Genomic DNA, 21,903 nt, shown 5'->3' with positions numbered 1-21,903 from the left:
CTGTGAAACCAGAGAATGCAGCAGGTGTCTGTCGTGGTAACGATGACTTGGTCGAACCCTCTTTCTATGAACTGTCTCGCGTTGATGCGCATCCATCCGTGAAGCGCCGTTCGGAAACCTGGACCATCGCTATAGGAGACCCCGCGTGCAGCAATCGCGACATGGGTTTGACCCTGCTGCCAGTCGATTGCCTTATCGAAGAGATAGAATGGTCCCGCGGCACCGTCGGTGATCTGTGCCAGCGGTTTTGGAAACACGGCGCCGGAGGTCGAAGCGTAGACCCCCCGTGGGTCTGGTTGTAGACCCGTCCGCGCAAGGTGTCGTGCATGCAGCGGTCCCACACGTCGACCGACGGGTAGCAGATGAGGGCGAACTCGTCGGGGATGCCGGTCGGCGCTGCGGCGAGCACAGCAGGTAGATACGCCGCAAGCCCGAGTGGCTGCAACATATAGGGGGTGCCAGGCATGAAGGTCTCTCCTACCCCCTTGAAGAAGGCGGCATGATCGAGATCAGCCTTGGCGTAGCCGCAAAAGACGCGGATCGCTTCGCAGGGTATCGGCAGGTTCTGCATGACTCAACTCTCCAGATCGGCAAGAAGCCGGCTTGCGGCACGGCGGGCGCACGCGATTATTGTCAGGTGGGGATTGGTGGGCGAAACGCTGGGCCAGGCGGCGGCATCCGCCACGACAAGGTTGCGCATCGCGTGCATCCTGCCCCAACGATCGGCGACGGACCTCGCCGGATCGTCGCCCATGGGAAGGCCTCCAGCCTCGTGGTGGCTGGCGCCCATCGGCATCGTCTGGACCTCGGCCAGGTCAGCGCCCATGGCGGCGCCGGCCGCTGTAATCGCGGCGATCATCTGCTCCCGAAGCGCGAAATCTGCATCCGAAAGGGTGAGCGTGACCTGAAACGCGCCCGGCCTGTCACCCTCCAACGGCGTTACGCGATTTTCGGGTCGGGGCACGACGGCGCCGAAGCTGCGTACCATGGCGGCATAGTCGATCGATTTGTCAGGCGCCCAGCGCATACCGTCCCGAGCGATGAACATATTGTCGTTGGGCAGATGCAACTCAAGTTGGTAGGCCCTGCCGTCAGTCGCTGGCGACCAGACGATCGCGATCTCCGGTGCAGTTTGATTGTAGTAGGTTGCAGGCAACGGGAAATAGGCTCGACAGAAAAGGTGGTCGGAGATGTTGCGACCAACCAACCCGGCGGCGTCGGGAATGGCCGAGACTTGGACAAGGCGCACCGATTCAAAACCGCCAGCCGCAAGAACGACCGAGCGTGCATGGAGAATGTGCGTATCCCCGCTATCGAGATCGACAGCCTCGACGCCTGTGGCGACGCCAGCGACCGACACTATCTGGCGGACAAAGGCGCGCACGCCGAGTTTCAGCAACTGCTCGGGCGCGGTTAGCAGGCCACTTCGCAGCAGTGGTGCCAGAGCATTCCCGACCATCCCAGCCAGAAAGCCGTCGCGAGATGGACGACAGTCGACCGCATAAGGGCCTGGCTCGGCGTCGATCGCCGCCGCGCGAAGCCTGCGGCAGATCATCTGCGCGAGCGGACCATCGGCGTAGGTACGATTAACGCTATATTCGCGCTCCGCCCAGGCATAGTGGTCGCCGAGCTCGTCGATTTCAAAGGGCCAACCCACGAAATCTCGAGGCGCGAAGCGCGGTGCCGCGCCGTTCCAGAACATTCCTCGCCCGCCGACACAACCAATCAACGCACCGAAGGTGGTGCCGTCGGGGCCAGCGGGTGAATATTGGAGCGCATTCTGAAGATTGCGTACAAGTTGCCGATCAAAGCGCAGATCGGTCGACTGGACATGGCTGAGCAGAGCGAGGGGTCCCGCTTCGAGGATCACGACGCGTTTGCCACCCTCGCAGAGGCGTCGCGCCGCACTGATCCCAGCACTACCGCCTCCGATCACGATCGCGTCAAAGGGCTCAGTGGCGGTCTCATGAGCCAGGTCTCCCAGGCCGGTGGTGAGCAAATTGGATATATGTTCTGCCATAACGCCCCTCCTCCAATGCGAACTCAGATCAGGATGATGTGGCCCTCACCATCCTTGCTGAAGCACTGCAGTGCCTTGGCGTTCGCGGGCCCGGCGAATTCAGCAACCTTCGTCCAGTCCTTGCAATCGGCGTGGATGCGGTAGACGACCGTGTGTCCGTCCGGCCTGTAGGCGACGAAATAGGGATCGCCTTGGCCAAGCGAGAGCGGAGCCACGCGGGTGATGTCATAGGCGTCAACGAGCGTCATGCGCGTCGCTACTTCGTTCGTCCCTAGAGCGTGGCTACCGTTGATGTGATCAATGTTGACGTTACGCCAAAGATCGTTGGTCTTGAGGAAAAACGTCTCGTCCCCAAGGGCGAAGAATGCAAAACGGGTCCATCCGGTCGCCCACATGTGCGACCAGGTCGGCTGAATTAAGATCGGTGGGCCGCCGTCGACACCACGCGCCGTAGCGGATATATCGAAGATCGCTACTCGCCCCGATTCATGGTCATATCCCATAAACGCCGCCCGGTTGCCTTCATCGAACACGCCAACCGTTGTGAAGGCGGCAGTGATGCCGGGTTCATGCGTGCGCCGAAAACCGAGCGCCTTGCCCAGGCTAAGGCCGTTTCGAAGCTCGCGCACCTGGAAAGCGCCCAAATCCTTCGTGTAGCTGATGAGATAGGTCCGGTCGGCGAGCGCAAAGCTGGTGATGATGTCCGCCGACCTTTCGATCTCGAGATGGTGGGTCGCGCCGATGCCGTCAACGGTCAGAAGCGCGATGACGCCAGACGTTGACGTATATTGAAGGATATAAGGTTGACCGTCGAAATGGATTGCGGTCCACGCAGTTGACATATCGTCCGTGTTAATATCCCCCAAAGGTGTTATGGTGACCTTATCGCGCCCTATGTCTTGGCCAATCTTGAAGATCTTCATTTTTAACCTCTCATAGTCCTCTATAAAGTCGGAACTCCTATGAAATATACTCCAACCGACGCACGCTGCATTCCACAAACCATCTCGGTGTGCGGCGCAACCGACATGGTCGCCAACATCTGAAGATAGACCCCCTCTTTGACGCAAGTTGCGGATCAAGAATCAACGCAACAAACTCCCCTCTGCTATGTAGTATACTAAGAAGGGCGCAGCATTTCTATGGCCAATTAAGTCCAGATTCTCTCTGGATGTTCGCATGCGCTGCGCCGTAGCCAAGCATGATAAACTCGGAGTCGGCGTTCAGGATGACCGATTCCCAGAAAAGCTCCTCCGGACATCCACAGCACCAAGGCCCAAAGGGCGGCAAGCGGCCTAGTAGTGTTCGGCACTAATTCTTCGACATCGTCGAACGCAGACGCGTTTGCAGATACACTGGAAGGTCTCTAGGAGATATCGGGCCTTAAGCCAGGCGATCGCCTTCACCAACTGCCAGATAGGCGCAGATGGCCAGCAACGCCCTCTCCTCAGGTCTGAACTTGACGCACACAACCGACCTTCGGCCACCGCGGCATCATCGAGCAGACTTCGACAGCATTTTTTCCACAAGAAGGTTTACGGCGAAATTGGTACGATTTCTTGTGCTTCCGTAGTGCTTCCGCGCACAAAGAGCGAAAACACTTGCCAAAACATCTTCGACTAACTATCTGATATTTATGTTTAAAATGGCGCACCCGACAGGATTCGAACCGGTGGCCTCTGCCTTCGGGGGGCAATGACTACACTCTGCCTCCAGATTGGAAAGTTTTGAATTCAGCGGCGGGCCTTCGATAGAAGAAGTACGCCTCGTCGATAGTGGGTCTCGCGATGTAGCGCTCTTCCGACTTGAACGCCGACATAAGGGCTTCGATCAAAGTCGCAACACTGCAGATCTAGACACGCCATTTTCCTTTATTAGCGCATGCAATTCGGCTGGAGGCTCAAGGGACAGAAAGATCGAAAGCTTCCAGTAACCCCAGGCGATCCTCAACTGTACAACTGACCGACTGGTTTTGGGCCGTCTCGCCCGCTGCAATTACCGACGAGTAGGATCACAGCCGAGGGCGATGTGCCGGCTTGGCACATCGCCTCGCGCACATGCGCTGTCATTACGGCCGAAGGCGTCTAGGCGTGCGACTGATCAGGGTGACTTCTCTGATGCTGGGAATGTTCAGGAGGCGCATCAAGATGCGGCCGAGGCCCACACCCATTCCACCATGCGGTGGGCAACCGAACCGAAAGAACTCGAGATAATCGGATAGGTTATCAAGGTTCAGGCCTCGTCCCTGAGCCTGTGCCATGAGGCGGTCATAGCGATGCTCGCGTTGCGCGCCGGTGGTGATCTCAAGGCCACGCCAGAGAAGATCAAAGCCCTTGGTGAGATCGGGCCGATCCTTCTGGCGCATATGATAGAAGGCTCGGTTGCTGGCCGGATAATCGGTGATGAACAGAAACTCGTGCCCCGTTTCACCTGCCATGTGTTGGGAAAGAATACGCTCGGCATCCGCATCAAGATCATCGTGCCGCGCCGCGACATGACCGACCTTTGCAATGATCTCTCGGGCGTCAGTGAAGGTGATCTTGGGAAACGGTAGCGTTGGCAGGGTAATTCTAATGCCCAAAAGTGCCTCGATCTGCGCGCCATGAACCTCCGCCACCGTGCGGATGGCATGGGACAACCAGCGCTCCTCGAAATCCATCAGGTCATGATGGTCATCGATCCAGCCGATCTCCATGTCGATCGAAGTGAATTCGGTTTCGTGCCGCGAGGTGAACGAGGGCTCGGCACGAAAGACCGGGCCGATTTCGAAGACCTTTTCCATCCCGCCTGCAATCGCCATCTGCTTGTAAAATTGGGGCGACTGCGCGAGAAAGGCCGTGGTGTCGAAATACTTGACGGGGAAGACTTCCGATCCGGACTCGCTGAACGTGCCCATAAGCTTGGGCGAGTGGATTTCGCGGAAGCCGTGCTGCTTCCAGAACGCGCGCATGGCCTCTTCCAGCGTCGTCTGAACAGCAAAGATCAGCTGCTGCTCGGGGTAACGCAGGCTTACCTGCCGGTGATCTATCCATTTTTCGAGGCCGGAATCGCGGGCGATCGGTAGATGGGCATCGGCCAATCCGCAGATTTCGACGCTATCGAGGATCACTTCCAGGCCGCAGAGCTTAACACCTGGGGCGGTGGTAACCGTGCCGGTGACGATCAAGGAGCTTTCGGGTGTCAGCACATCGAGCGCTGCATTCAGGGCAACATTTTCCTTGCTCTGCGTGAGTTGAACCTTTCCGGTTGAATCGCGCAGGATGATGAAGCGCATGCGCTTCTGATCGCGAATGGTTTCCGCGAAACCCTGGAGCTTTATGCGCTGCCCAATGTGCAGGGGCAAATCGCAGATATAGGAACGCATTATGGGTGGGGTATGGGACATGACTTTCTCCGGGAACAAAAGCCGAAACGGAGAAGCCAAAACCTGCAGCCCTTCCGAAACCGGCAGGGCTGTGGTGATCTGAGCTACGTTAGAACGTGCACAAGCCATCCACGACCCCGAAGGGGCCGTTATTATTGACAGTGTACGACGACGTGCTCATGGAACAATTTTGTTGCATCTGCGGGTGAATGTAAACCACAAATCGCACAACGTTGAATACCAGATCGATGAGTCGCATACTCTGCCTTTCATTATGAATGGCTGTTTCCGCAATATCGCCAAACCATTCACATTGTCTTGTTCATCCCAACGGCTTGGGCGAGCCAGCGCTTCATACATTACTCGACTGCTGCTGCAGTGCTGTCCCTAAGCGCCCGCATGACTTCGGCCTCGAATGCGCCAGGCAACTGACCGGCCTCGGTCAATTGTCGGGCATGCCAGTCGCGCGCCACGCGGCCATCGGCCAGTAGAATGGCGCGGTTGCACAGACCGGGCACCGATTCCACGACATGGGTGGAGATGATGACGGCATGGCGGCCACTCGAAACCAGAGCCAGGATGATGCGCTTCACCTCGAAGGCGGCTAGCGGATCGAGTCCGTTCAGGCTCTCGTCGAGGATCAGCAGCGGTGGCGCACCGAGCAGAGCTGCGGCAATGGCGATCTTGGCCCGCGTGCCGAGGGAATACTCGGCGATCGGCCGCTCGATCCAGCGCTTGAGCCCGAGCCGTTCGGTGACATCGGCACCAGGCCAATCGTCTTCGGCGCAGCCACGGATCGAGGCGACGAGCTCAAGATATTGCCGCCCGGTCAAAGCCGCCGGCAGATCCGATGGATCCATGGCGAGGCCGAAGCCGGACTTGGCGCGTTCCGGTGAACCGGCAAGGTCGGCGCCGTCGATCGCCACGGTCCCCCCGAGCGGCCGGATCTGGCCGGTGATCGCCCTGAGCACGGTGGACTTGCCCGAACCGTTGGCGCCGAGCAGGCCAAGGATGTCGCCCCGGGCGAGCGATAGTTCGATGCCGCTGACGACGGCGCGGCCCCCATAGCCGGCTCTGAGCCCGCGAACCCTGAGTATCTCGGCAGGATCGGCGCTGCTATCCATGGCGATATCTCCGTTGCGCCCGGTGCCACAGGAACAGGACAAGGGCGGCAAAACCGATCAGCACCGTGCGCCCATATTCGAGCGATTCGTAGCTGGTGTAGGCGATGGCACTGAGGAAGCTCAGCGCGGCGACGAACGGCGCCGTCATGAAATAGGCGGCGAACACCGCATAGGCGCCGTTCAGCGCCAGCAGCCAGAAGCCACTGGCGAGCGGCATCGCCCAGGCCGATGGCTCCGCCGCCAGGGCAGCACCTGCCGGCATGAGAAAGAAGGCGAGCGACAATTGCAGGGGCAGCCGCGCCAGGCGCAGCCATGCCCTGACGAAACCGATTGGAGCCGTGCGCAGTACCGGCGAGCCGAGCGGATGGAAGCGCGCGCTCAGCATGAAGACGAGGAGGCCGCCGGTCAGGCCGGCCATGGCCGCCGGCACGGCACTATGATGAACGAGGCTGATGGAGACGGCAACGACCGCCGCGAAACCGAGCAGGATGGCTGCCCCCATCAGCCGCCATGAAAGCACTATGCGGCCGGCGGGTTGGCCCCAGGCCCAGCTGGAGAGCCAGGCCGGCGTTGAACGATCGAAGGCGCCGAGCAAGGGTCGGCGCCCTCTTGAATCCATCGCCAGATCGGAATGTTCGACGCGGACGAGGTCGCGAGCGTTACGCAGATACAGCACGGCTGTCACACTGAAGCCGGCGCCGAACAGGATCGCGGCGCCAAGACCCCAGGCTGGTGCGAGTGGCTTTGCGATGACGAAACAGCCAAGGCCCACTGACGCTGCGACCATGAAGGCTATGGGAACGCCCAGCGCACATGCCGCCACCGCCGCCATGCGCCGGCGGTCCCGAAGCGACAGCGGCAATGCCTTCAAGAAAGGCGCGAAGGCACGCGACAGGCAAAGTCTCGCGATCGCGCTGCCAGCGAAACCTCCAAGGCCAAGAAGTGTCACCGGCAAGCCAAAGGTCCACAGCGCCTGCGCCTGCCGCAGCATGGCCGCCCCCGCCTGCAACGCGACAACGATGTCTGCGATGGCATAGGCAAGCAGAGCGCCGCCACCAAGCCCGATCCAGGCAAGGTCGCGGCGGCGCATCGAGCGCAAGCCAGCCAAGAGCTCGCGCCAAAGCAGGGTCAGGGCAAGTCTGTCGTGCGGCATTGTTGCATCTTCCAGGTTTCGACTTAGCTTGACGACGATTGCGCCGCCACTGGGGCGGTTGCGGTTTACTCGGCCATGAGGACTTCCGAGACACCGGATGGCATGCCCGGCATTTCGAGCTGGGCCTCGATGCCGTCAAGCAAGGCCTTGAGGCCGAACTCAAAGCTGTTGTCCGGCGCCGCGGCATAGCCGGCCGCAGCGGTTTCGAGGCGCACCCGCAACCGCGGGAACCCGGTCGCGATGTCGCGGGCTTTCGCTCTTGCGGCTCGCATAGTCTCCTGAGCGTTGCCACCGTTCTGGCTGAGCTTCCTGGTTAGCGAAGCCGACGCCGCGTGGCAGAGCGCGTTGCCTAGCACGAAGATGAAGACGCTCGCTGCGGCCTGGTCGGCCTTTGCGCCGGCGAGCCCCGCCTTCTCGTAGATGGCGAGGCTGTGGTCGTCGTGTCGGGCCTTGCCGGGGCCGTACACCATGTAGGAGCCGAAGGCCTGAACCAGCCATGGGTGACGCAGGAGCATGCTATGCAACTCGGCGGCCATAGTGGCGGCGGCTTTGCGCCAACCCACCCCGGAAAGATCGGGCAGTGCGATCTCCTTCCAAGCAACGTCCGCGGCAAGTGCGAGAAGGTTATCCTTGCTTCCTACGTGCCAGTAGAATGCGGTCGCCGCAAATTCTAGCCGTTTGCCGAGCACGCGCATGCTCAGCCCTTCGAGCCCCTCGCTGTCCAGCAGCTCGACTGCAGCCTCTATGATCTGATCTCGTGTCAGTGTGTCGCGGACCATGCCGACAAGTTAGCGCAGCACTTGCACACTGTGCAAGTGGCTTATAGGATGCTACTTGAACGCTGTGCAAGTGCACCAGATGGCACTACGCCGTCCCTACGGGATCCGCATCAACAGGACCCACGGCCACTGGCTGGAAATGGCGTGAAGCAACGTGGGAAGGAGTATGGAATGCATTGCGACGTGCTGTCCGATTTTGTCGCGGCAACGGCGGTAACGTTTGGCGTACCCGGCGTGGCCGTAGGTGTCTGGGGGGAGGGGCGGGAGAGTTACGCGTGCCATGGAATAACCAGTATCGAAAACCCCCTGCCCGTCGACGAACAGACCCTTTACATACTAGGTTCGGTCACCAAAACCTACACGGCCACGGCGATCATGCGCTTGGCTGCGCAAGGCCGCGTCGATCTCGATGCGCCGGTGCGCCTTTACATACCCGAGCTCATGCTCCCCGACAAAACTGCCGCCAATGCCGTCACGGTGCTCAACCTCCTGAACCACACAGCGGGACTGGACTGGAGGATCAACATCGACACTGGCGAGGGCGACGACGCCCTTGCGCGCGAGGTGGCGAGTTCTGGCGGCGATGAAGCTGATTGCGCCGCCCGGCAGCCGAGCCTCGTACAGCCAGGCCGGGTATGACTTGGCTGGGCGGATCGTCGAGAAAGTCACAGGTCTGACCTACGAAAACGCAATGGCCTCGCTTCTCTTCGGGCCGCTGGGGCTTTCGCACAGCTTGTTCGCGCGCGACGACGTCATGACGCGGCGGTTCGCCGTCGGGCACAATGTCGGCGACGACGGGAAGCTTCACGTCGCGAAGCCTTGGAGGCATTGGCGCAGCGACAATCCGGGCGCCGGGCTGGCTTCCTCCGTGACGGACCAGATCCGCTGGGCACGATTCCATCTCGGCGACGGACGCGGCGAAGGCGGAGAGCGAATTCTGCCGGCGCAAGCGCTGCATAGGATGAAGGAGCCCACGGTCGCCCTGCGCGGCAGTTCTCTGGGCGACGCCTTCGGCATTTGCTGGTTCCTGCGCGACGTGGGTGGGGTCCGCACGGTTGGCCATGGCGGTTCGGCAAACGGCCAGTTCGCCAACCTGCTGATCGTACCCGAAGGCAAGTTCGCCGTCGTCACTCTGTCCAACGCCGGCCCGGACAGCGGCCTCGCATTCAACCAGGCCGTCGTGCGCTGGGCGCTCGATCATTACCTCGGCGTGGTCGACCGGGATCCGGATCCGGTGCCGTACGACGAAGCGCGAGCCGCCGAAATCACCGGCAGCTACGAAAACGAGATGATGAGGCTCGACATCGCTAGCGACGGCGTCGGGCTGACGATTGAGTGCGGGATCAGGCCGGAGGTCCGCGCGGCAGCGAATGGGGAATTGCCGCCGAACGTTCCGCGGGCCGGGCTTGGACTGCTCCCTGGCAATGCGGACGACTTCATTGTTACAAGCGGCGGCTTGCGCGGGCAGCGCGGTTTTTTCACCCGCGACGGCCGTGGGGCGATCATAGGCGCCGATCTCGCCGGTAGATTTTTCAAGCGTGCCCCGACGCTTCATTCTAGCCGGGTTGGTGATTGAGACCAACATTTGGAGACCCGCTATCAGACAGGCGGACGGCCGTCGGTCGGGATGATCGCGCTTTTCCTTGAATCCGGACTTGCGCTACCAATCAAAGGAGTTCCAATGAAAGCCCTGATTACTGCATTTTGCCTTATGGTCGCAGCCATACTGCCAGAGCAGGCAGCCGCCGTCTCGAGCAGCGAGCCTCCCGACGTCGAAGCCTGCATCAAGCCGGAGCAGATGGACGTCCACCAGATCGAGGACTGCCTCGACAGGTTGGTGCTCTCATCCAATGCGGAACTCGACCGAGAGTACGCTGCGGCGATGGCCGGCTTGGATGCCAGGTCGCAGAGCTTGCTGGAGACGTCGCAGGACGCCTTCAACGCGTGGTGGAAACTTGAAGTCGAGGCCGCACACGGGCCTTGGCGCGAAAAGGACCCGGCGACGCGCCAGATCGAAGCGATGGTCAATGCCATTACGATCTGCCGTGAGCGCCGCGACGAACTGCATCGCCTCTATGTGGACAAGTGAGGCGACGACGATGACGGCAAAGGTCGTAGGACGCAGCCGCGACCATGCCCATGACTATCTACTCCTTTGCCAGTAAGGAAAACACGATGCGCGTATCATCTTCTGCCCAGAAGCGTTGGCCCTTTGTCGTGGTCTGCCTGGCCTCGCTTTTCGTGGAGACGCATATGGCGGGAGCCCAGTCTTCGAAGCTGCCGAAGCTGCCAGCAGAAACGACCGAGAAGCAAATCGAGGACGCTGCAGCGACCTGCTTGGCCGCGCCAGAAGGTCAGACCACCGCCGGGATGGAGGCTTGCTCCATCAAGGCCTACGCTGCCTACGACAAGCTGCTGAACGAAACTTACCATGCGGCGCTTGGCAGCGTGGACAAGTCGTCCGCCGATGCAATTCGCTCCAGCCAGAGGGCTTGGGTCATCTACAGGGATGCCAAGCGCGCGGCGGATCGAAGCCCTTGGTCTACAACTCGTGGGTCGATGGTCGGCCCTGATCTCCAAGCACTTGAAATCGACGGGATCAGGCAGAGGATCCGCGAACTGCGGTATTACGGCGAATGACGGGCCGCCAACGTCTGCGTCTGCACTCGACGGGCATCATGCTGGCGGCGCAGGTTCTCGCCACCCTTGCGTCCACCCTCATCATGACCGACGCCTTCCGGTTCAACTCGGGCTTCGAAATAGCAAGGGATTGGCTGGCCATCGCAACCTTGTCTTCCGTGCTGGCCGCACTGCTATTCGGTGATTGGCTGCGGACCCGATCATCCTGGACCTGCATTCTTGCTGGTCTTACGGGCCTGCTCTGCCTCGTCGTGGCCATCGTGCTGGCCTGGGAGGCCGCCGCAATCTTGGAAAACCTCCAAGGGCCGTTGTCGAACGGAGCGAGCATCGCCTCGAATGACTTCATCCTGGACGCCATCAACATGAAGAATCCCGGCGATGTGGTCAGCTCGCTGGAAGCCATTTTCATCCTCACATTCGGCTTCGCCGGGATACTCACCTTCTTCGTTCCCCACCTGGCCGCGATCGCCGCAGGCGTCGTTGTCTGGCGTTGCGCTGGGCGGAACTTGCACACCGAAACGAACTGAACTGAGGAGCCGCGCCGTCGCCGGACGGTTTGCGTAGCGCGAACGGGTTCGGTCGATCACCGGCAAGCTTGCCACTGCTGCTTACGACAGTCGAACAAGGCCCTCTCAGCTCTGCCGAATCCGCGCACGCGCCCGTGCAACCTGCGCCAGCACTCCTAGTCGCTTATCGGCCGGCTCAGTTCGGTACGCCAATTGACCGGATCGGGTGTGGATTCCGGGCCGACGACATAGCACTCGTACAGATCGCCCGTAGTCTTCAATCCATTTGCTTTTATCCACGCGTCGAACTCATTCCACGCGTCGCCTAGTCCCTCATAGGGGCCGTGATAGACTGTTCGTACCATCTTGAGCACAGGCCGCTGCCAAAACTTCACGCGGCCGACAGCCGTAACGGGCGCCGACACCGGCACGCAGATGTCGAAATCGAAAGCCTCCGGCGTCATCTTCAGGTGATGCGCAAACCACGGCCCGGCTGGGCCAACGCCTTGCGCTTTCACCGCGGCCATTGCCTCACCAATGCCCGGTCCCATGACGTGCTGCATTTTCGAGCGAGGCGTTTCGATGTGGATCATGGCAACCATTTGAGCGGCGGCCTCAATTGTTTTCGGTTCTTCGATCATGTGGGTTCTCCGGTTGAGGTTGGAACAAGTTTACAAGTCGGTTGTCGGCTAAAGAGCCGCGGCTTTTGAAGATCCGACGGCCTTCCCTCAAGCCCGCATCCACCTCGCGTCTGACCTGGAAATCAGGTCACAGCCGCTCGGCGCGGATTTGCAAGTTTGGCACCGAACAGGACGCAAGGAATTGCCTCGACAGGGATCGAGATCGCATACCAGGCAGGACCTAGTTTCCCATCGCCGATTGCGTAGTAAGCGACGACGCCGGCCAGCCCCGCGACCAGGCCGATTGCCGCCAGGATCATCGCGTGGCGCATCGGGCGGTCTGGAGCGAGGCGTGCGGTGGCGTATCCTCCTGCAACAGTGAAGACGGCCCGATAGGCTGCCGCCAAAGCGAACAGCGAACCGGTCATGTCTTGTGGCGAAGCCGGAAATATACCCAAGCCGTGCATAACCGCGTCAGCGGCTGTGGAGGCTATCGCAGTGACGGCGAAGCCGGTGATCACCGCGCCTGCGCTCACCAGTAGTGGTCTCAAGATCATAACTCCTCGACCTCAACAATAGAATGCGTGTCGAATTTCCGGATCAGGTTGGCCCTCAACCGGCAGGCCAGAGCGAATCGCGTAACGATCTCTCCACACGATGGAAGGTGGTAAGGTCGGCCCATTTTCATAAAAAGATTTCAGTTGGTGACGTGACGCTGATTTCGAACCACACTGGTCTCGACCATTCTTCCATTCCGAATCTCCAACACCGCGTAGCACCGAATTTGTCCCATCCACTCCTTGGAGAAGGCCAGGTGGGCGGAGGTCCAAAGTCAAGATATTTTTAGATCCATACATATACATAGATGTGTATATGTATGGAAGTCAACCTTTGCTGGCCCCCTGTCGGATAACCGCGTCATAAGCGGAATGGCAGGGGGTCAAACAGGCGACTCGACACCAAGCGGCTTCCCATGTCGTTTGTTCTTCGACAAAAATAGAAAATCGCGGCCGGCGCTGATGTGCGTGTTCGAGGCACCGATCAAGAGTAAGCGTCGCCCGGTTACGAGTCTCGTTGGGCAGGATCAGTGCGATTCAGAGCTGGTGTCCGGTGGACAGGCTTTGCCGGCAGCGAGCCGGAAGCATGATCAATTTGTGATCGGATATATACGGCCTCAGCAGCCGTCCTGGAAAGCGCGATTGCCCTGTCGAAAGCGGTGCAGGCTTCTTCAGCTCGTCCGAGCTTCAAAAGTAGCGATCCCCTCACGCCGAAATAGTTGAAATAGCCGGAGAGCGCATGCGCCAATGGGTCGATCAGATCAAGCGCCACCTGAGGTCCGGATATCTCCGAGACGGCGACCGCCCGGTTAAGTGCGATCACTGGAGATGGCTGTAATCTTTCGAGCGCGCCATAGAGGCGTTCAATCTGCACCCAGTCCGTTTTTCCGGCAGTGGCCTGGACATGAACGGCGGCAAGTGCAGCCTGAATTTGGTAGGGACCGGTCGAGCGGTGGCGCATGGCCTTGTCAATCAGCGCCACCCCCTCAGCAATGAGTTCTTGATCCCAAAGCTCGCGGTCTTGCTGGTCCATGGATACGAGACAGCCACTCTCGTCGAATCGGCTGACCCATCTGGACTGATGGATCAGTAGGAGTGCTGCAAGCCCCATCACTTCAGGCTCGGAAGGAAACAGACCGAGCAGAAGGCGCGCAAGCCTGATGGCCTCGGTACAGAGCGGCGAATGCCCGGCGTGATTGGGGCCCGCAGTGTATCCTTGGTTGAAGGTCAGATAGATGATCCCAAGCACGCTGGTCAGCCGCTCTTCCCGCTCGGCCAAGCTCGGCGGCTCGAAGGGAAGGCCTGAATTTGCGACAGCGGTCTTGGCGCGTGTGATGCGCTGCTGCATTGCGCGTTCGTTGACAAGAAAAGCATTTGCGATCTGCAGCGGGCTCATGCCGCAGACAACACGAATCGCAAGCGCAATCTGCTGCGTCAATGGAAGACCGGGCTGGCAGCACATGAACAGCAGGCGCAGTATGTCGTCGCGATAATGCGATCCGTCCAGACGTTCGGCGGCAAGTGCTTCGCCATCGTCTATCTCCTTCAACAGCCTGTCGACCGACGGAAGCGGTTCGGTGCGTTGGCGGCGGCGGACATCCTCGATTGCGGCATTGCGGCCAACAAGTATCAGCCATGCCGCAGCATCGCGCGGTCGGCCCTTCAGTGGCCAGCTTTGCAGAGCCCGCAGACAGCTGTTCTGGAAAGCCTCTTCAGCGAGGTCGAGATCCCGAAAGTAGCGCATCAGTCCGGCCATTACTTTCGGGCGGACGCATACCAGCAGCTGCCCGATCAGCGTGACATCCGAACTTGCGCTCATTCTTCGTGCCGCACCGAACGGATCGGCCTGATCTCGTATCCACTGCCCCATGGATTGGCGGCCAGCAGGCTCTTCGCAAAATCTACTGCCACGTCCAGCGACGCGCACTCGACGAAGTAAAACCCTATCAAATGTTCCTTCGACTCAATGAACGGGCCGTCGAAGACCGGAGTGTCGGTCCGGTTGTTGCGCACCGACACTGCGGAGGTCACCGGCTGTAGCCGAGCGGCTTGGGTCACCCGTCCTTCGAACGCCTCGCACACGAGTTCGAGGCGGTCGATGACCTGCCGGTCCTGGCCGGGCGTCCAGCTTGCACCGCTGAGCTCTTCGGGAGTGAAACAGAGGATGGCGTATTTCATCGAGCGAACTCCGATGTCTGCGGCGAACTCAAGATGTTTTCTGTCCGACCAGCGCAAACACGGCGCCTTGATTATCAAGACACTTCAAAGTGAAGCCGCCGTCTGGCACCTCGCGCGGGCCATCAAACACCTTGCCACCCTCGGCAAGGACGCGCCGCGAGGCCGCATCGATGTCGCCGACATGGAAGAAGGGGCTCCACAAGGGACCAAGCATACCTTGTGGTCTTCGCATGATTCCACCAGTTGGCCAGCCGCCGGACGAAAACACGAGGTATGGTCCAGCCGGACCCATATCGAAAGTCTGGCCGCCCTTCCATTTGAGGGCGTCATCATAAAATGAAAGAGCCGCGTGCGGGTCACTCGTGTAGAGTTCATGCCAAGCGACATGGCCGGCGGCTGCCGGATCGGCTTGAACCCGTTCTGCGTCACCGGGCCGTGGCGCGAACAGCCCAATCGGCGCACCTTGCGGATCGTCGACAATAGCAAACCGACCGATGCCCGCAACGTCGCATGGAGCTTGGCGCACGACCACGCCGAGCTCGGTCATCCTTGCGGCGGTCTCATCGACGTCATTCACCGCGACATAGCCGATCCATCCCGAAAGGGGCTGGCTAACCCCATCAACCGCCGACACATCCAGAACTGCGGCGGTCGGGCGGCCGCCCGAACTCAGAATCTTGTAGGCAATGCCCTCGACCAGCATCTTCTCGGCTGAGAAGCCGACCACGCTACAATAGAAAGCCGTCGCTGCCTCGACGTCGGGCGTGAGCAGTTCATACCAGATAAAAGTGCCTTCTGCGGCCATGTCGCTCGGTTCTCCTGTTCCTGAGACCAAGGACGTTCCAGCTCCGCGGTTTACGACATGCCAAACGAAATATTCCTGAAATTAGTGCGTCTTCTGTCGCTAGAGGCTACCGTAAAGGTCTTCACCATGGAAAGTGCCCGGAGACCTTGGGCGAGAAAACATGCGGCTGAGATGTCACTCCACTGCCCTACGCCTGGCGGCGTCAGACAGGGGTGAGGTCGGTTATTAGCATCGGTGACGGTTCCGCGGCCAACTTGACACTCAGCCCTGCATTTGAATAGGTGTATATACATGGAAGAGCAAATACGCCTATTCTCCGCTCTCGCCGACCCTGCCCGGCTCCGGATGGTCGAGGTCATGAAGACCGGCGAATGCGCTGTTGGCGACATCGTCGAGCGGATGCAGATTCAGCAGTCCGGCGTCTCAAGGCACTTAAGGATCTTGTCGGAGGCAGGCATCGTTACGATGCGCCCGGATGGACAGAGGCGTCTCTACTCTCTGCGGAAGGAAGCTTTCGACCAGCTTGAGGCGTGGGTGGCTGGCTACCGAAGCCAGTGGGAAGCCCGTCTCGATCGACTGGGCGCCGAGCTGAAACGACGCCGCGCAACGAACGCCGATCCCAAGGAATTGCCATGACAACCCGCGTACCCTCATCGGCCCGTGCCCATTTCATGATCGAACGCAGCTATGCCACCGCCACCTTGGACGACGTCTGGGCACTTTGGACAACCGTAGCCGGAATCGAAGCGTGGTGGGGGCCAGAAGGCTTCGACGTGGCTGTCACATCTCTCGATCTGAGGCCGGGGGGCGAACTGGTCTACACCATGACCGCCACGGCACCGCAACAAGTCGAGTTCATGAAGCGAGCGGGAATGCCTCAAACGACCGAGTGCACCGTGAGATACACTGCGGTGTCGCCGCCCCATCGCTTGGCCTATTCGACAATCGCCGATTTCATTCCCGGTGTAGTGCCGTACGAAGTTGCCACGGTCGTCGACTTCAATGCTACCGCGCAGGGGGTGACGATCGACATCAGGTTCGACGCCATGCACGACGACATCTGGACGGAGCGCGCCCGTGCTGGCCACGAGAGCCAGATGCGCAAGCTGGACCGACTGATTGCCGCCCGGCAACTGGCAGGGCTCGCATAAAGATATGGGCCTCGGTCTACGCCAAGCCGCAGCAGGCTTTCTCAATCATCAGCCCGCATCGATCGCGCAATATCCATTTGTCGAAGATCGTCCCGTGGGCAAAATCACAAAATGGCATCAGATTGGCGCTGTTATAGTCCGAGGAGGAACCAATGGCTTGCCTGGCAAAAACTTCGCTGAGCCAATTGCTTGACGCTGCATGCCCGTTCAACCGCCGTGGCCAGCTCGCATTGTTGGCCGAAGACGCCGTCTGGCGCTCCCGCTTTCGCCGCAGGAACGTTGCTCCCTGACCGTTGAAGAAGCGGCGATGGAAGCCAATACTCCACTTCTTGATGAAGACGTTCGACTCGCCGCACCGGATCCGGAATGGCCACATATGGCGCGGGACCTTAGGACCTTAGTCTCAGTGGTGACGGGAGTGCCGGAAGAACGCATCGAGCACATCGGCAGCACGGCCATCGCTGGCCTCGTCGCGAAGCCGATCATCGATCTGATGGCAGGAATGGTCGGTCCCGACGAGACGGAGTATACGGCGCGGCGTCTGAGCGACGCTGGGTGGCAGGATCTTGGGGAGGCTGGTGTGGCCGGTCGCCGATACCTCCGTTTCCGCATTGGCTTCCCAGTTAGTGTCCATCTTGTGATCCATAGCGGCGATCTTTGGCGCGATAATATCAACGTGCGTGACTATCTTCGGCTCAATCCAGACGAAGCAGCTACCTATGCCCAGTTAAAGCGCGATTTCGTGGCGCGAGGACATCGGCGCCTGATTGCTTACTCGGATGCCAAGTCGAAATGGCTGGCCGAACTCGCTCAACGCGCCCGCTCATGGAGCGAGGCCAAGGACAGCGATTGACACCAGTATCCATCAAAGAGCTGAGAACAGGTGCCGGGAGAACCGATCGACTGGCAACCAAAGGTACGGGACAGGCTTGGCAAGCGGTGTCAGTCCCTGACTATCGATAGAGCGGTAGCTTAGCCCGTGGCTCGGCAAGATGATGAACACAGTGGTGCTGCCGACGCTATGATGATGTCCTCCACCGCGTCCTCAATGGGCGTCAGCTTCTGACGCTAGATCTAGTACGACCTTGAGCGCGATTTCTGGCAAAGGAGGGCGCGAACCGCCCCTGTTGCCAGGTTAGCGTCGGAGCGCGGTATGCCTGATGGTTGCCGACAGCCTTTTCATTCTGGCCTAGTTGGTTGGCCGCAGCCGCTTGGCGCCTCCTCCCACGGCATCGCGGAAGGCGGCATCGAAGTTTACGCCAGCGATCTCCCAACTTGCATCTTTAGCATTGAGGGGCAGCCGCCAAATGGCATGCCAGCCCGGCTCATTGGTTTCCCAATCAAGCCGACCGACCAGGATCGCATCGGCGCCCAATCTGGATTTCAGCGTCATCAACTTCTCGGCCGGTATCGCATCAATGCTCCCGGGCGCGACCGCCGCCGCCGCCAGATCGGCCTCTTTCGCGAACATCACAGGGATCGAGAAGCGTGCCGAGGCATCCTCGAAGCTCGCGCGCAGGTCGGCGCCGTGGGCGCCATCCGTGGTGAGCATGTAGCTGCGCGCCATATCGGTAACTTCCAGGACGATTGCCAGCTTCGGGCGCGGACCCAGCCACGGCTTCTCGCCTAGCGCCGCCATCGCATCGTCCATCCGCTTTCGGTCAAACTGGAAGGTGAGGTCGAAGGGACGGTCGCGTGTTCCCTGCTCATCATGGATCGGAAAGCCGAACATGCGGTCATGATATGTATACGACCAGACGATGACGGTGGCCCGGATCGCCAACGCGGCGAAGGCTGGATTTTGCGCGATATCAGGATTTCCCGTCAGCTTTTGCGCCGCCAGTTCGAAGCCCTGTGGAACAGCGGGGACGCGTGTTTCCTCGCGATCTCCAGTGACAATCACGCTTGAGCGATAAAGCGCATCATCGTCCGCCTGCGCCAGATTGGCGAACGCGACCCACGCCGCGAGCGTCAACAAGGTGGCTTTCACGGGCATCTCCCTTCCCTCTTGAGTAACCGTATAAAAGGTTACATCTTGTGAGGATGGAATCAACCGAATTTGTCCGCACCTACGTCTCGCCGCTCGGTCCCATGCGCATGCTGGGCGGCGCGCCCGCGTTCGACCTTGCAAACACTTTGCACTGGCGCGACGGGAGCGAGTTCGATTTCATTCCGAGCTATCAAGATATGTTGGCCTTTTGCACCCCTGCCCGGTTGCTGTCTGACGACGAGGAGCGAGTGCTCAGGCGCATGGCCGGAAATCATGGAAGCGTGGCCAGCCATGTGCATCTCGAGGTGCTGAAGCTGCGCGCGGCCCTCAAATCGTGGCTCACTGTTTCGGCACGAAATCTGAACCATGGAACCGCGCCCAGGCAACCTGCCCTCCGCGGTATCCAGGACGCGATAGACCGGGCGGGAGGCAGAGCCGGCCTTGGCGAAATCATGAAGCTCACATCCGATTCCGCGCATGAAGCCATTCACCTGCCCCTGCGCCGGTCCGCGGCGGCGGCGGCCATGCTGGTGCTATTTCCGCCGGGAAACGACATCCGGCAATGCGAGGCCGACCAGTGCGGCGGCTTCTTCATCAATGACAGCCGCTCGAAACCGCGGCGCTGGTGCTCGATGGATGGTTGCGGCAACCGGGCCAAGGCAGCGCGCTATCGCCTGGCACACCGAAAATCCATTGCGTAGCATCCGCCCGATGCGCACTCTTCAAAGGCAGGGTGGCGACCGTGCTGCCCAAAGAAATGCTATCTCGCGGACCACCGAAACGACCTTTTCAGCCGACGACAAAGTCGTCTCCAAGTCCAGGCACAATGTTGATTCCACAGTTAAGCGGCTGACGTCTGCTTTTGGGCAGAGGGCAAGATATCCTAAGCGACCGAGATTGGGCGCAAAGCTGCAGTTCAAAAGGTATCAGCCTGGAAGTTCGTGCTGACGCGCTATCTGGCGCATATGCCAGAAGTCGCTACGTTCAAAGCTATCCAAAAACCGAATCTAGTGTCCCATTTTGTCCATTAGCAACCGCAATTCGGGCTGACGCGCGACGCAGAAAGTTCGAAAAGCTTCTAGGAACCCCAGGCAAATTGGACGCCGTATCGGACAACAAGGGGCACGGATATCGCAGCGAACGTCCACAATAGAACGGTCAATATCGTCGGCAAAAGAGCGTCAAAATAGGGTTGTCGGCTGCTCCGTCGCAGGAACGAAAAAAGAAGAGAAGCAGAACTTTCGTGTGCGATTTTTGCACACAGCGACTCGTAAATAGCTGATTTTATTTATCTATCCGCCCCATCCATCATGGGCGCCACGGCCACTCTATGATCTTCATTGTTCAGCATTTTTTCTTTAACATCAAATCGTTAGAACCTGCCGAGTGCACACGAATTTACGCCAGAATACGTCAGCGAGACCTTCCTTCGCCGGGACGACGCACGGCGCTGGGCAACCGAAACCGAGCGCCAAGTCGATCGCGGTGAGACGCCGATCAAGTCCCGTATAGCGCGCCTAAAACTTTCGGCGAACTCATCGACCTCCATATCGACGACATGTGCGATGTAGGCAAGTCCCCTCGCCAGTCCAAGGCCGCGGCCCTCGATATGCTCCAAGAACTCCCGTCGCTTCCCATGGCGTGCATGATCACCGCGAGCTTGGGCGCCACAGCGACACAGGCCTCGCGACGACAGGAGCGTTTGGCGATCTCTCGGCCCCAGATCTTGACCTTGTTCTTGCCCTTGAAGCGTCCCATCAGACAGGACGCCGCCTCGTAGAGCGCGCGCCGCACCTCCGCGTCGCCGGCCTTCGAGATGCGGCCCTGAAAGTCGATCGAGGTACCGGACCGGCAGCGCCGCGAGGTCAGCCTGAAGTAGGCGGCGACGTCACGCGAGCGGCGGAAGCGCGTGGGATCGTCAATGCCGTCATGAACAAAAGCGCCGTCACCGGGCCGACGCCAAGGATCGCCATGAAGCGCCGGCATGGTTCGCTGCGCGCCACCATTCTCAAGACAAGATCGTGCAGCCGGCAATACCGTTTCCATAGCGCCGCGCGCCCCGACAGCATGGCGTCCGCAGTTCGGCCGACTGCAGAGGATGTGCAACGGCTGCGCACCGCCTGCTCGAAAGAGCCGCGTCCGACTGTGCCGAGGCGGATGCCAAACGACTTCAGCGAATGGCGGACGGCATTCTCAAAGTCGAGGAACTTGGCCCCAGATTGCGCCGGAGGGTTAACAAAAGCCGGGTTCGGTAGCAGCTTCTAGATGGATATAGGCCTGGCGAGACCAGCCGGGGCGCATGATGTGGGCATAACCGAGCGCAACAGCCAAAGCGCTTCCCGATGCTGGCGAAAGTCCTATCCTTTCGCACCGTGCTGAAGATCTAGGCTCATGAGTTGTATTAAAGCGCCATGATCATTGCTTGGCAAAATCGTCCAAAGCGTGGGCCAGGCCTTTGAAAGAGATAGGTACCGTCGCGTCCTGTCCATTGCCGGTCTTGAAAGTCATCTCGCCCATGGCCGACAGCGCACGCCACTTCTCAAGCACTCCGTCAGTCATCTGCAAGCTGGCAAAGCACCCGGTTGGCAGGCAGCGCGTATAGGCAACCTCAACCGGTTGAGCGTTCGACTTCTCGGCGGAGATGCGAATTGTGCTGGGCAAAGAGATGCTCACAGGCACGACGGCCGTGAAATACAAGGGCGCATCTTGTGTCAGTTTGCCAAATGCGATCTGAGCGAAAGGCGCAGACTGGCCCTGTACCATAATGTTCTGCACGACTTCGCAGTTCTTCTTGCCAGGCTGGCCCTGAGCCGCTTCCGTCAGACCGCACCGCACCACCCAGTCGCCGAAGGTGGCGGTTGTCAGGTCAGGTGCGCCCGCAGCCGCGGTGGCGTCGGCGGGCGCTGGGGCCTGATCCGTAGTCTGGCCTGGCGTTGCTGCCTTGGCGTCGTGTGCCGCAGGCGTAGCCGCCAGCACCATCAGAGCCGGAACGAGCAACGCAAGTTTCTTGAGCATA

24 protein-coding genes and 1 pseudogene are annotated in these 21,903 nt (G+C 60.0%); 9 read left to right on the top strand and 16 right to left on the bottom strand.

Annotated features, from left to right (window positions below; genetic code table 11):
- Positions 1–64: 64 nt before the first annotated feature.
- From ACZYHG_RS22885 to ACZYHG_RS22855, 7 genes are all read right to left on the bottom strand, one after another.
- Entirely contained in the window at positions 65–571 is a 507-nt protein-coding gene (locus tag ACZYHG_RS22885) for a hypothetical protein (protein WP_464610502.1), read from the bottom strand.
- A 3-nt stretch (positions 572–574) separates the two neighbouring features.
- On the bottom strand, positions 575–2,020 hold the full coding sequence (locus ACZYHG_RS22880; RefSeq protein WP_464610501.1) for a GMC oxidoreductase: 1,446 nt from the start codon (positions 2,018–2,020) through the stop codon (positions 575–577).
- A 23-nt stretch (positions 2,021–2,043) separates the two neighbouring features.
- Positions 2,044–2,943 carry a hypothetical protein gene (locus tag ACZYHG_RS22875; protein ID WP_464610500.1) on the bottom strand — a complete coding sequence of 300 codons (900 nt, stop codon included), beginning with the start codon at positions 2,941–2,943 and terminating at the stop codon, positions 2,044–2,046.
- Between the two features lie 1,145 nt (positions 2,944–4,088).
- Positions 4,089–5,405 (bottom strand): aspartate--tRNA(Asn) ligase, encoded by a 1,317-nt coding sequence (gene aspS, locus ACZYHG_RS22870; protein WP_464610499.1) that lies wholly within the window; start codon positions 5,403–5,405, stop codon positions 4,089–4,091.
- A gap of 338 nt (positions 5,406–5,743) precedes the next feature.
- Positions 5,744–6,508 (bottom strand): ATP-binding cassette domain-containing protein, encoded by a 765-nt coding sequence (locus ACZYHG_RS22865; protein WP_464610498.1) that lies wholly within the window; start codon positions 6,506–6,508, stop codon positions 5,744–5,746.
- Positions 6,501–7,661: a hypothetical protein gene (locus ACZYHG_RS22860; RefSeq protein WP_464610497.1), complete on the bottom strand. Its 1,161-nt coding sequence runs from the start codon at positions 7,659–7,661 to the stop codon at positions 6,501–6,503. Before ACZYHG_RS22860 ends, ACZYHG_RS22865 begins: the two co-directional genes overlap by 8 nt.
- A gap of 65 nt (positions 7,662–7,726) precedes the next feature.
- Positions 7,727–8,440: a TetR/AcrR family transcriptional regulator gene (locus ACZYHG_RS22855; RefSeq protein WP_464610496.1), complete on the bottom strand. Its 714-nt coding sequence runs from the start codon at positions 8,438–8,440 to the stop codon at positions 7,727–7,729.
- Between the two features lie 171 nt (positions 8,441–8,611).
- Here ACZYHG_RS22855 and ACZYHG_RS22850 point away from each other — a divergent pair, with 171 nt between their 5' ends.
- Genes ACZYHG_RS22850 through ACZYHG_RS22830 form a run of 5 tightly spaced genes read left to right on the top strand, consistent with a single transcriptional unit; the run spans position 8,612 to position 11,607 of the window.
- Positions 8,612–9,079, top strand: coding sequence for a serine hydrolase domain-containing protein (locus ACZYHG_RS22850; RefSeq protein ID WP_464610495.1), 468 nt, complete (start codon positions 8,612–8,614; stop codon positions 9,077–9,079).
- Complete coding sequence (locus ACZYHG_RS22845; RefSeq protein ID WP_464610494.1) at positions 9,024–10,016, top strand: serine hydrolase domain-containing protein; 993 nt, start codon at positions 9,024–9,026, stop codon at positions 10,014–10,016. Before ACZYHG_RS22850 ends, ACZYHG_RS22845 begins: the two co-directional genes overlap by 56 nt.
- 9 nt (positions 10,017–10,025) lie before the next feature.
- Complete coding sequence (locus ACZYHG_RS22840) at positions 10,026–10,529, top strand: lysozyme inhibitor LprI family protein (RefSeq protein ID WP_464610493.1); 504 nt, start codon at positions 10,026–10,028, stop codon at positions 10,527–10,529.
- A 50-nt stretch (positions 10,530–10,579) separates the two neighbouring features.
- Positions 10,580–11,080: a lysozyme inhibitor LprI family protein gene (locus ACZYHG_RS22835; protein ID WP_464610492.1), complete on the top strand. Its 501-nt coding sequence runs from the start codon at positions 10,580–10,582 to the stop codon at positions 11,078–11,080.
- Positions 11,077–11,607 (top strand): hypothetical protein, encoded by a 531-nt coding sequence (locus tag ACZYHG_RS22830; protein ID WP_464610491.1) that lies wholly within the window; start codon positions 11,077–11,079, stop codon positions 11,605–11,607. The genes ACZYHG_RS22835 and ACZYHG_RS22830 overlap by 4 nt, the downstream gene beginning before the upstream one ends.
- Before the next feature lie 155 nt (positions 11,608–11,762).
- Here the strand turns inward: ACZYHG_RS22830 and ACZYHG_RS22825 are convergent, their stop codons facing one another.
- From ACZYHG_RS22825 to ACZYHG_RS22805, 5 genes are all read right to left on the bottom strand, one after another.
- The gene (locus ACZYHG_RS22825; RefSeq protein ID WP_464610490.1) at positions 11,763–12,227 is read right to left on the bottom strand and encodes a GyrI-like domain-containing protein; all 465 of its coding nucleotides are present in this window, start codon (positions 12,225–12,227) and stop codon (positions 11,763–11,765) included.
- Between the two features lie 122 nt (positions 12,228–12,349).
- Entirely contained in the window at positions 12,350–12,757 is a 408-nt protein-coding gene (locus tag ACZYHG_RS22820) for a hypothetical protein (protein WP_464610489.1), read from the bottom strand.
- Between the two features lie 511 nt (positions 12,758–13,268).
- Complete coding sequence (locus ACZYHG_RS22815; RefSeq protein ID WP_464610488.1) at positions 13,269–14,582, bottom strand: RNA polymerase sigma factor; 1,314 nt, start codon at positions 14,580–14,582, stop codon at positions 13,269–13,271.
- Positions 14,579–14,941: a YciI family protein gene (locus ACZYHG_RS22810; RefSeq protein ID WP_464610487.1), complete on the bottom strand. Its 363-nt coding sequence runs from the start codon at positions 14,939–14,941 to the stop codon at positions 14,579–14,581. Before ACZYHG_RS22810 ends, ACZYHG_RS22815 begins: the two co-directional genes overlap by 4 nt.
- Before the next feature lie 28 nt (positions 14,942–14,969).
- Positions 14,970–15,746, bottom strand: a complete 777-nt coding sequence (locus tag ACZYHG_RS22805) for a VOC family protein (RefSeq protein WP_464610486.1) — start codon at positions 15,744–15,746, stop codon at positions 14,970–14,972.
- A 291-nt stretch (positions 15,747–16,037) separates the two neighbouring features.
- Here ACZYHG_RS22805 and ACZYHG_RS22800 point away from each other — a divergent pair, with 291 nt between their 5' ends.
- Both ACZYHG_RS22800 and ACZYHG_RS22795 read left to right on the top strand, forming a co-directional pair.
- The gene (locus ACZYHG_RS22800; protein ID WP_464610485.1) at positions 16,038–16,382 is read left to right on the top strand and encodes an ArsR/SmtB family transcription factor; all 345 of its coding nucleotides are present in this window, start codon (positions 16,038–16,040) and stop codon (positions 16,380–16,382) included.
- On the top strand, positions 16,379–16,897 hold the full coding sequence (locus tag ACZYHG_RS22795; protein ID WP_464610484.1) for an SRPBCC family protein: 519 nt from the start codon (positions 16,379–16,381) through the stop codon (positions 16,895–16,897). Before ACZYHG_RS22800 ends, ACZYHG_RS22795 begins: the two co-directional genes overlap by 4 nt.
- Positions 16,898–16,913: 16 nt before the next feature.
- On the opposite strand, the gene ACZYHG_RS22790 is transcribed toward ACZYHG_RS22795, so the two are convergent.
- Positions 16,914–17,273, bottom strand: coding sequence for a hypothetical protein (locus ACZYHG_RS22790; RefSeq protein WP_464614867.1), 360 nt, complete (start codon positions 17,271–17,273; stop codon positions 16,914–16,916).
- Here ACZYHG_RS22790 and ACZYHG_RS22785 point away from each other — a divergent pair.
- Positions 17,205–17,750 (top strand): GrpB family protein, encoded by a 546-nt coding sequence (locus ACZYHG_RS22785; protein ID WP_464610483.1) that lies wholly within the window; start codon positions 17,205–17,207, stop codon positions 17,748–17,750. The genes ACZYHG_RS22790 and ACZYHG_RS22785 overlap by 69 nt on opposite strands.
- A 336-nt stretch (positions 17,751–18,086) precedes the next feature.
- On the opposite strand, the gene ACZYHG_RS22780 is transcribed toward ACZYHG_RS22785, so the two are convergent.
- Entirely contained in the window at positions 18,087–18,887 is an 801-nt protein-coding gene (locus ACZYHG_RS22780; RefSeq protein WP_464610482.1) for a DUF2066 domain-containing protein, read from the bottom strand.
- 53 nt (positions 18,888–18,940) lie between these two features.
- Between ACZYHG_RS22780 and ACZYHG_RS22775 the strand changes: the two genes are divergently transcribed.
- Positions 18,941–19,588: a CGNR zinc finger domain-containing protein gene (locus tag ACZYHG_RS22775; protein WP_464610481.1), complete on the top strand. Its 648-nt coding sequence runs from the start codon at positions 18,941–18,943 to the stop codon at positions 19,586–19,588.
- 796 nt (positions 19,589–20,384) lie between these two features.
- On the opposite strand, the pseudogene ACZYHG_RS22770 reads toward ACZYHG_RS22775, so the two are convergent.
- Positions 20,385–21,215 (bottom strand): annotated as a pseudogene (locus tag ACZYHG_RS22770) (transposase); the annotation flags it as partial.
- Between the two features lie 87 nt (positions 21,216–21,302).
- Entirely contained in the window at positions 21,303–21,902 is a 600-nt protein-coding gene (locus ACZYHG_RS22765) for an invasion associated locus B family protein (RefSeq protein ID WP_464610480.1), read from the bottom strand.
- Position 21,903 lies beyond the last annotated feature (1 nt).

Source organism: Mesorhizobium subarcticum, from assembly GCF_055456085.1.
Note: the sequence above shows the minus strand (reverse complement) of the source record. Positions and strands in the feature narration are given on the sequence as shown.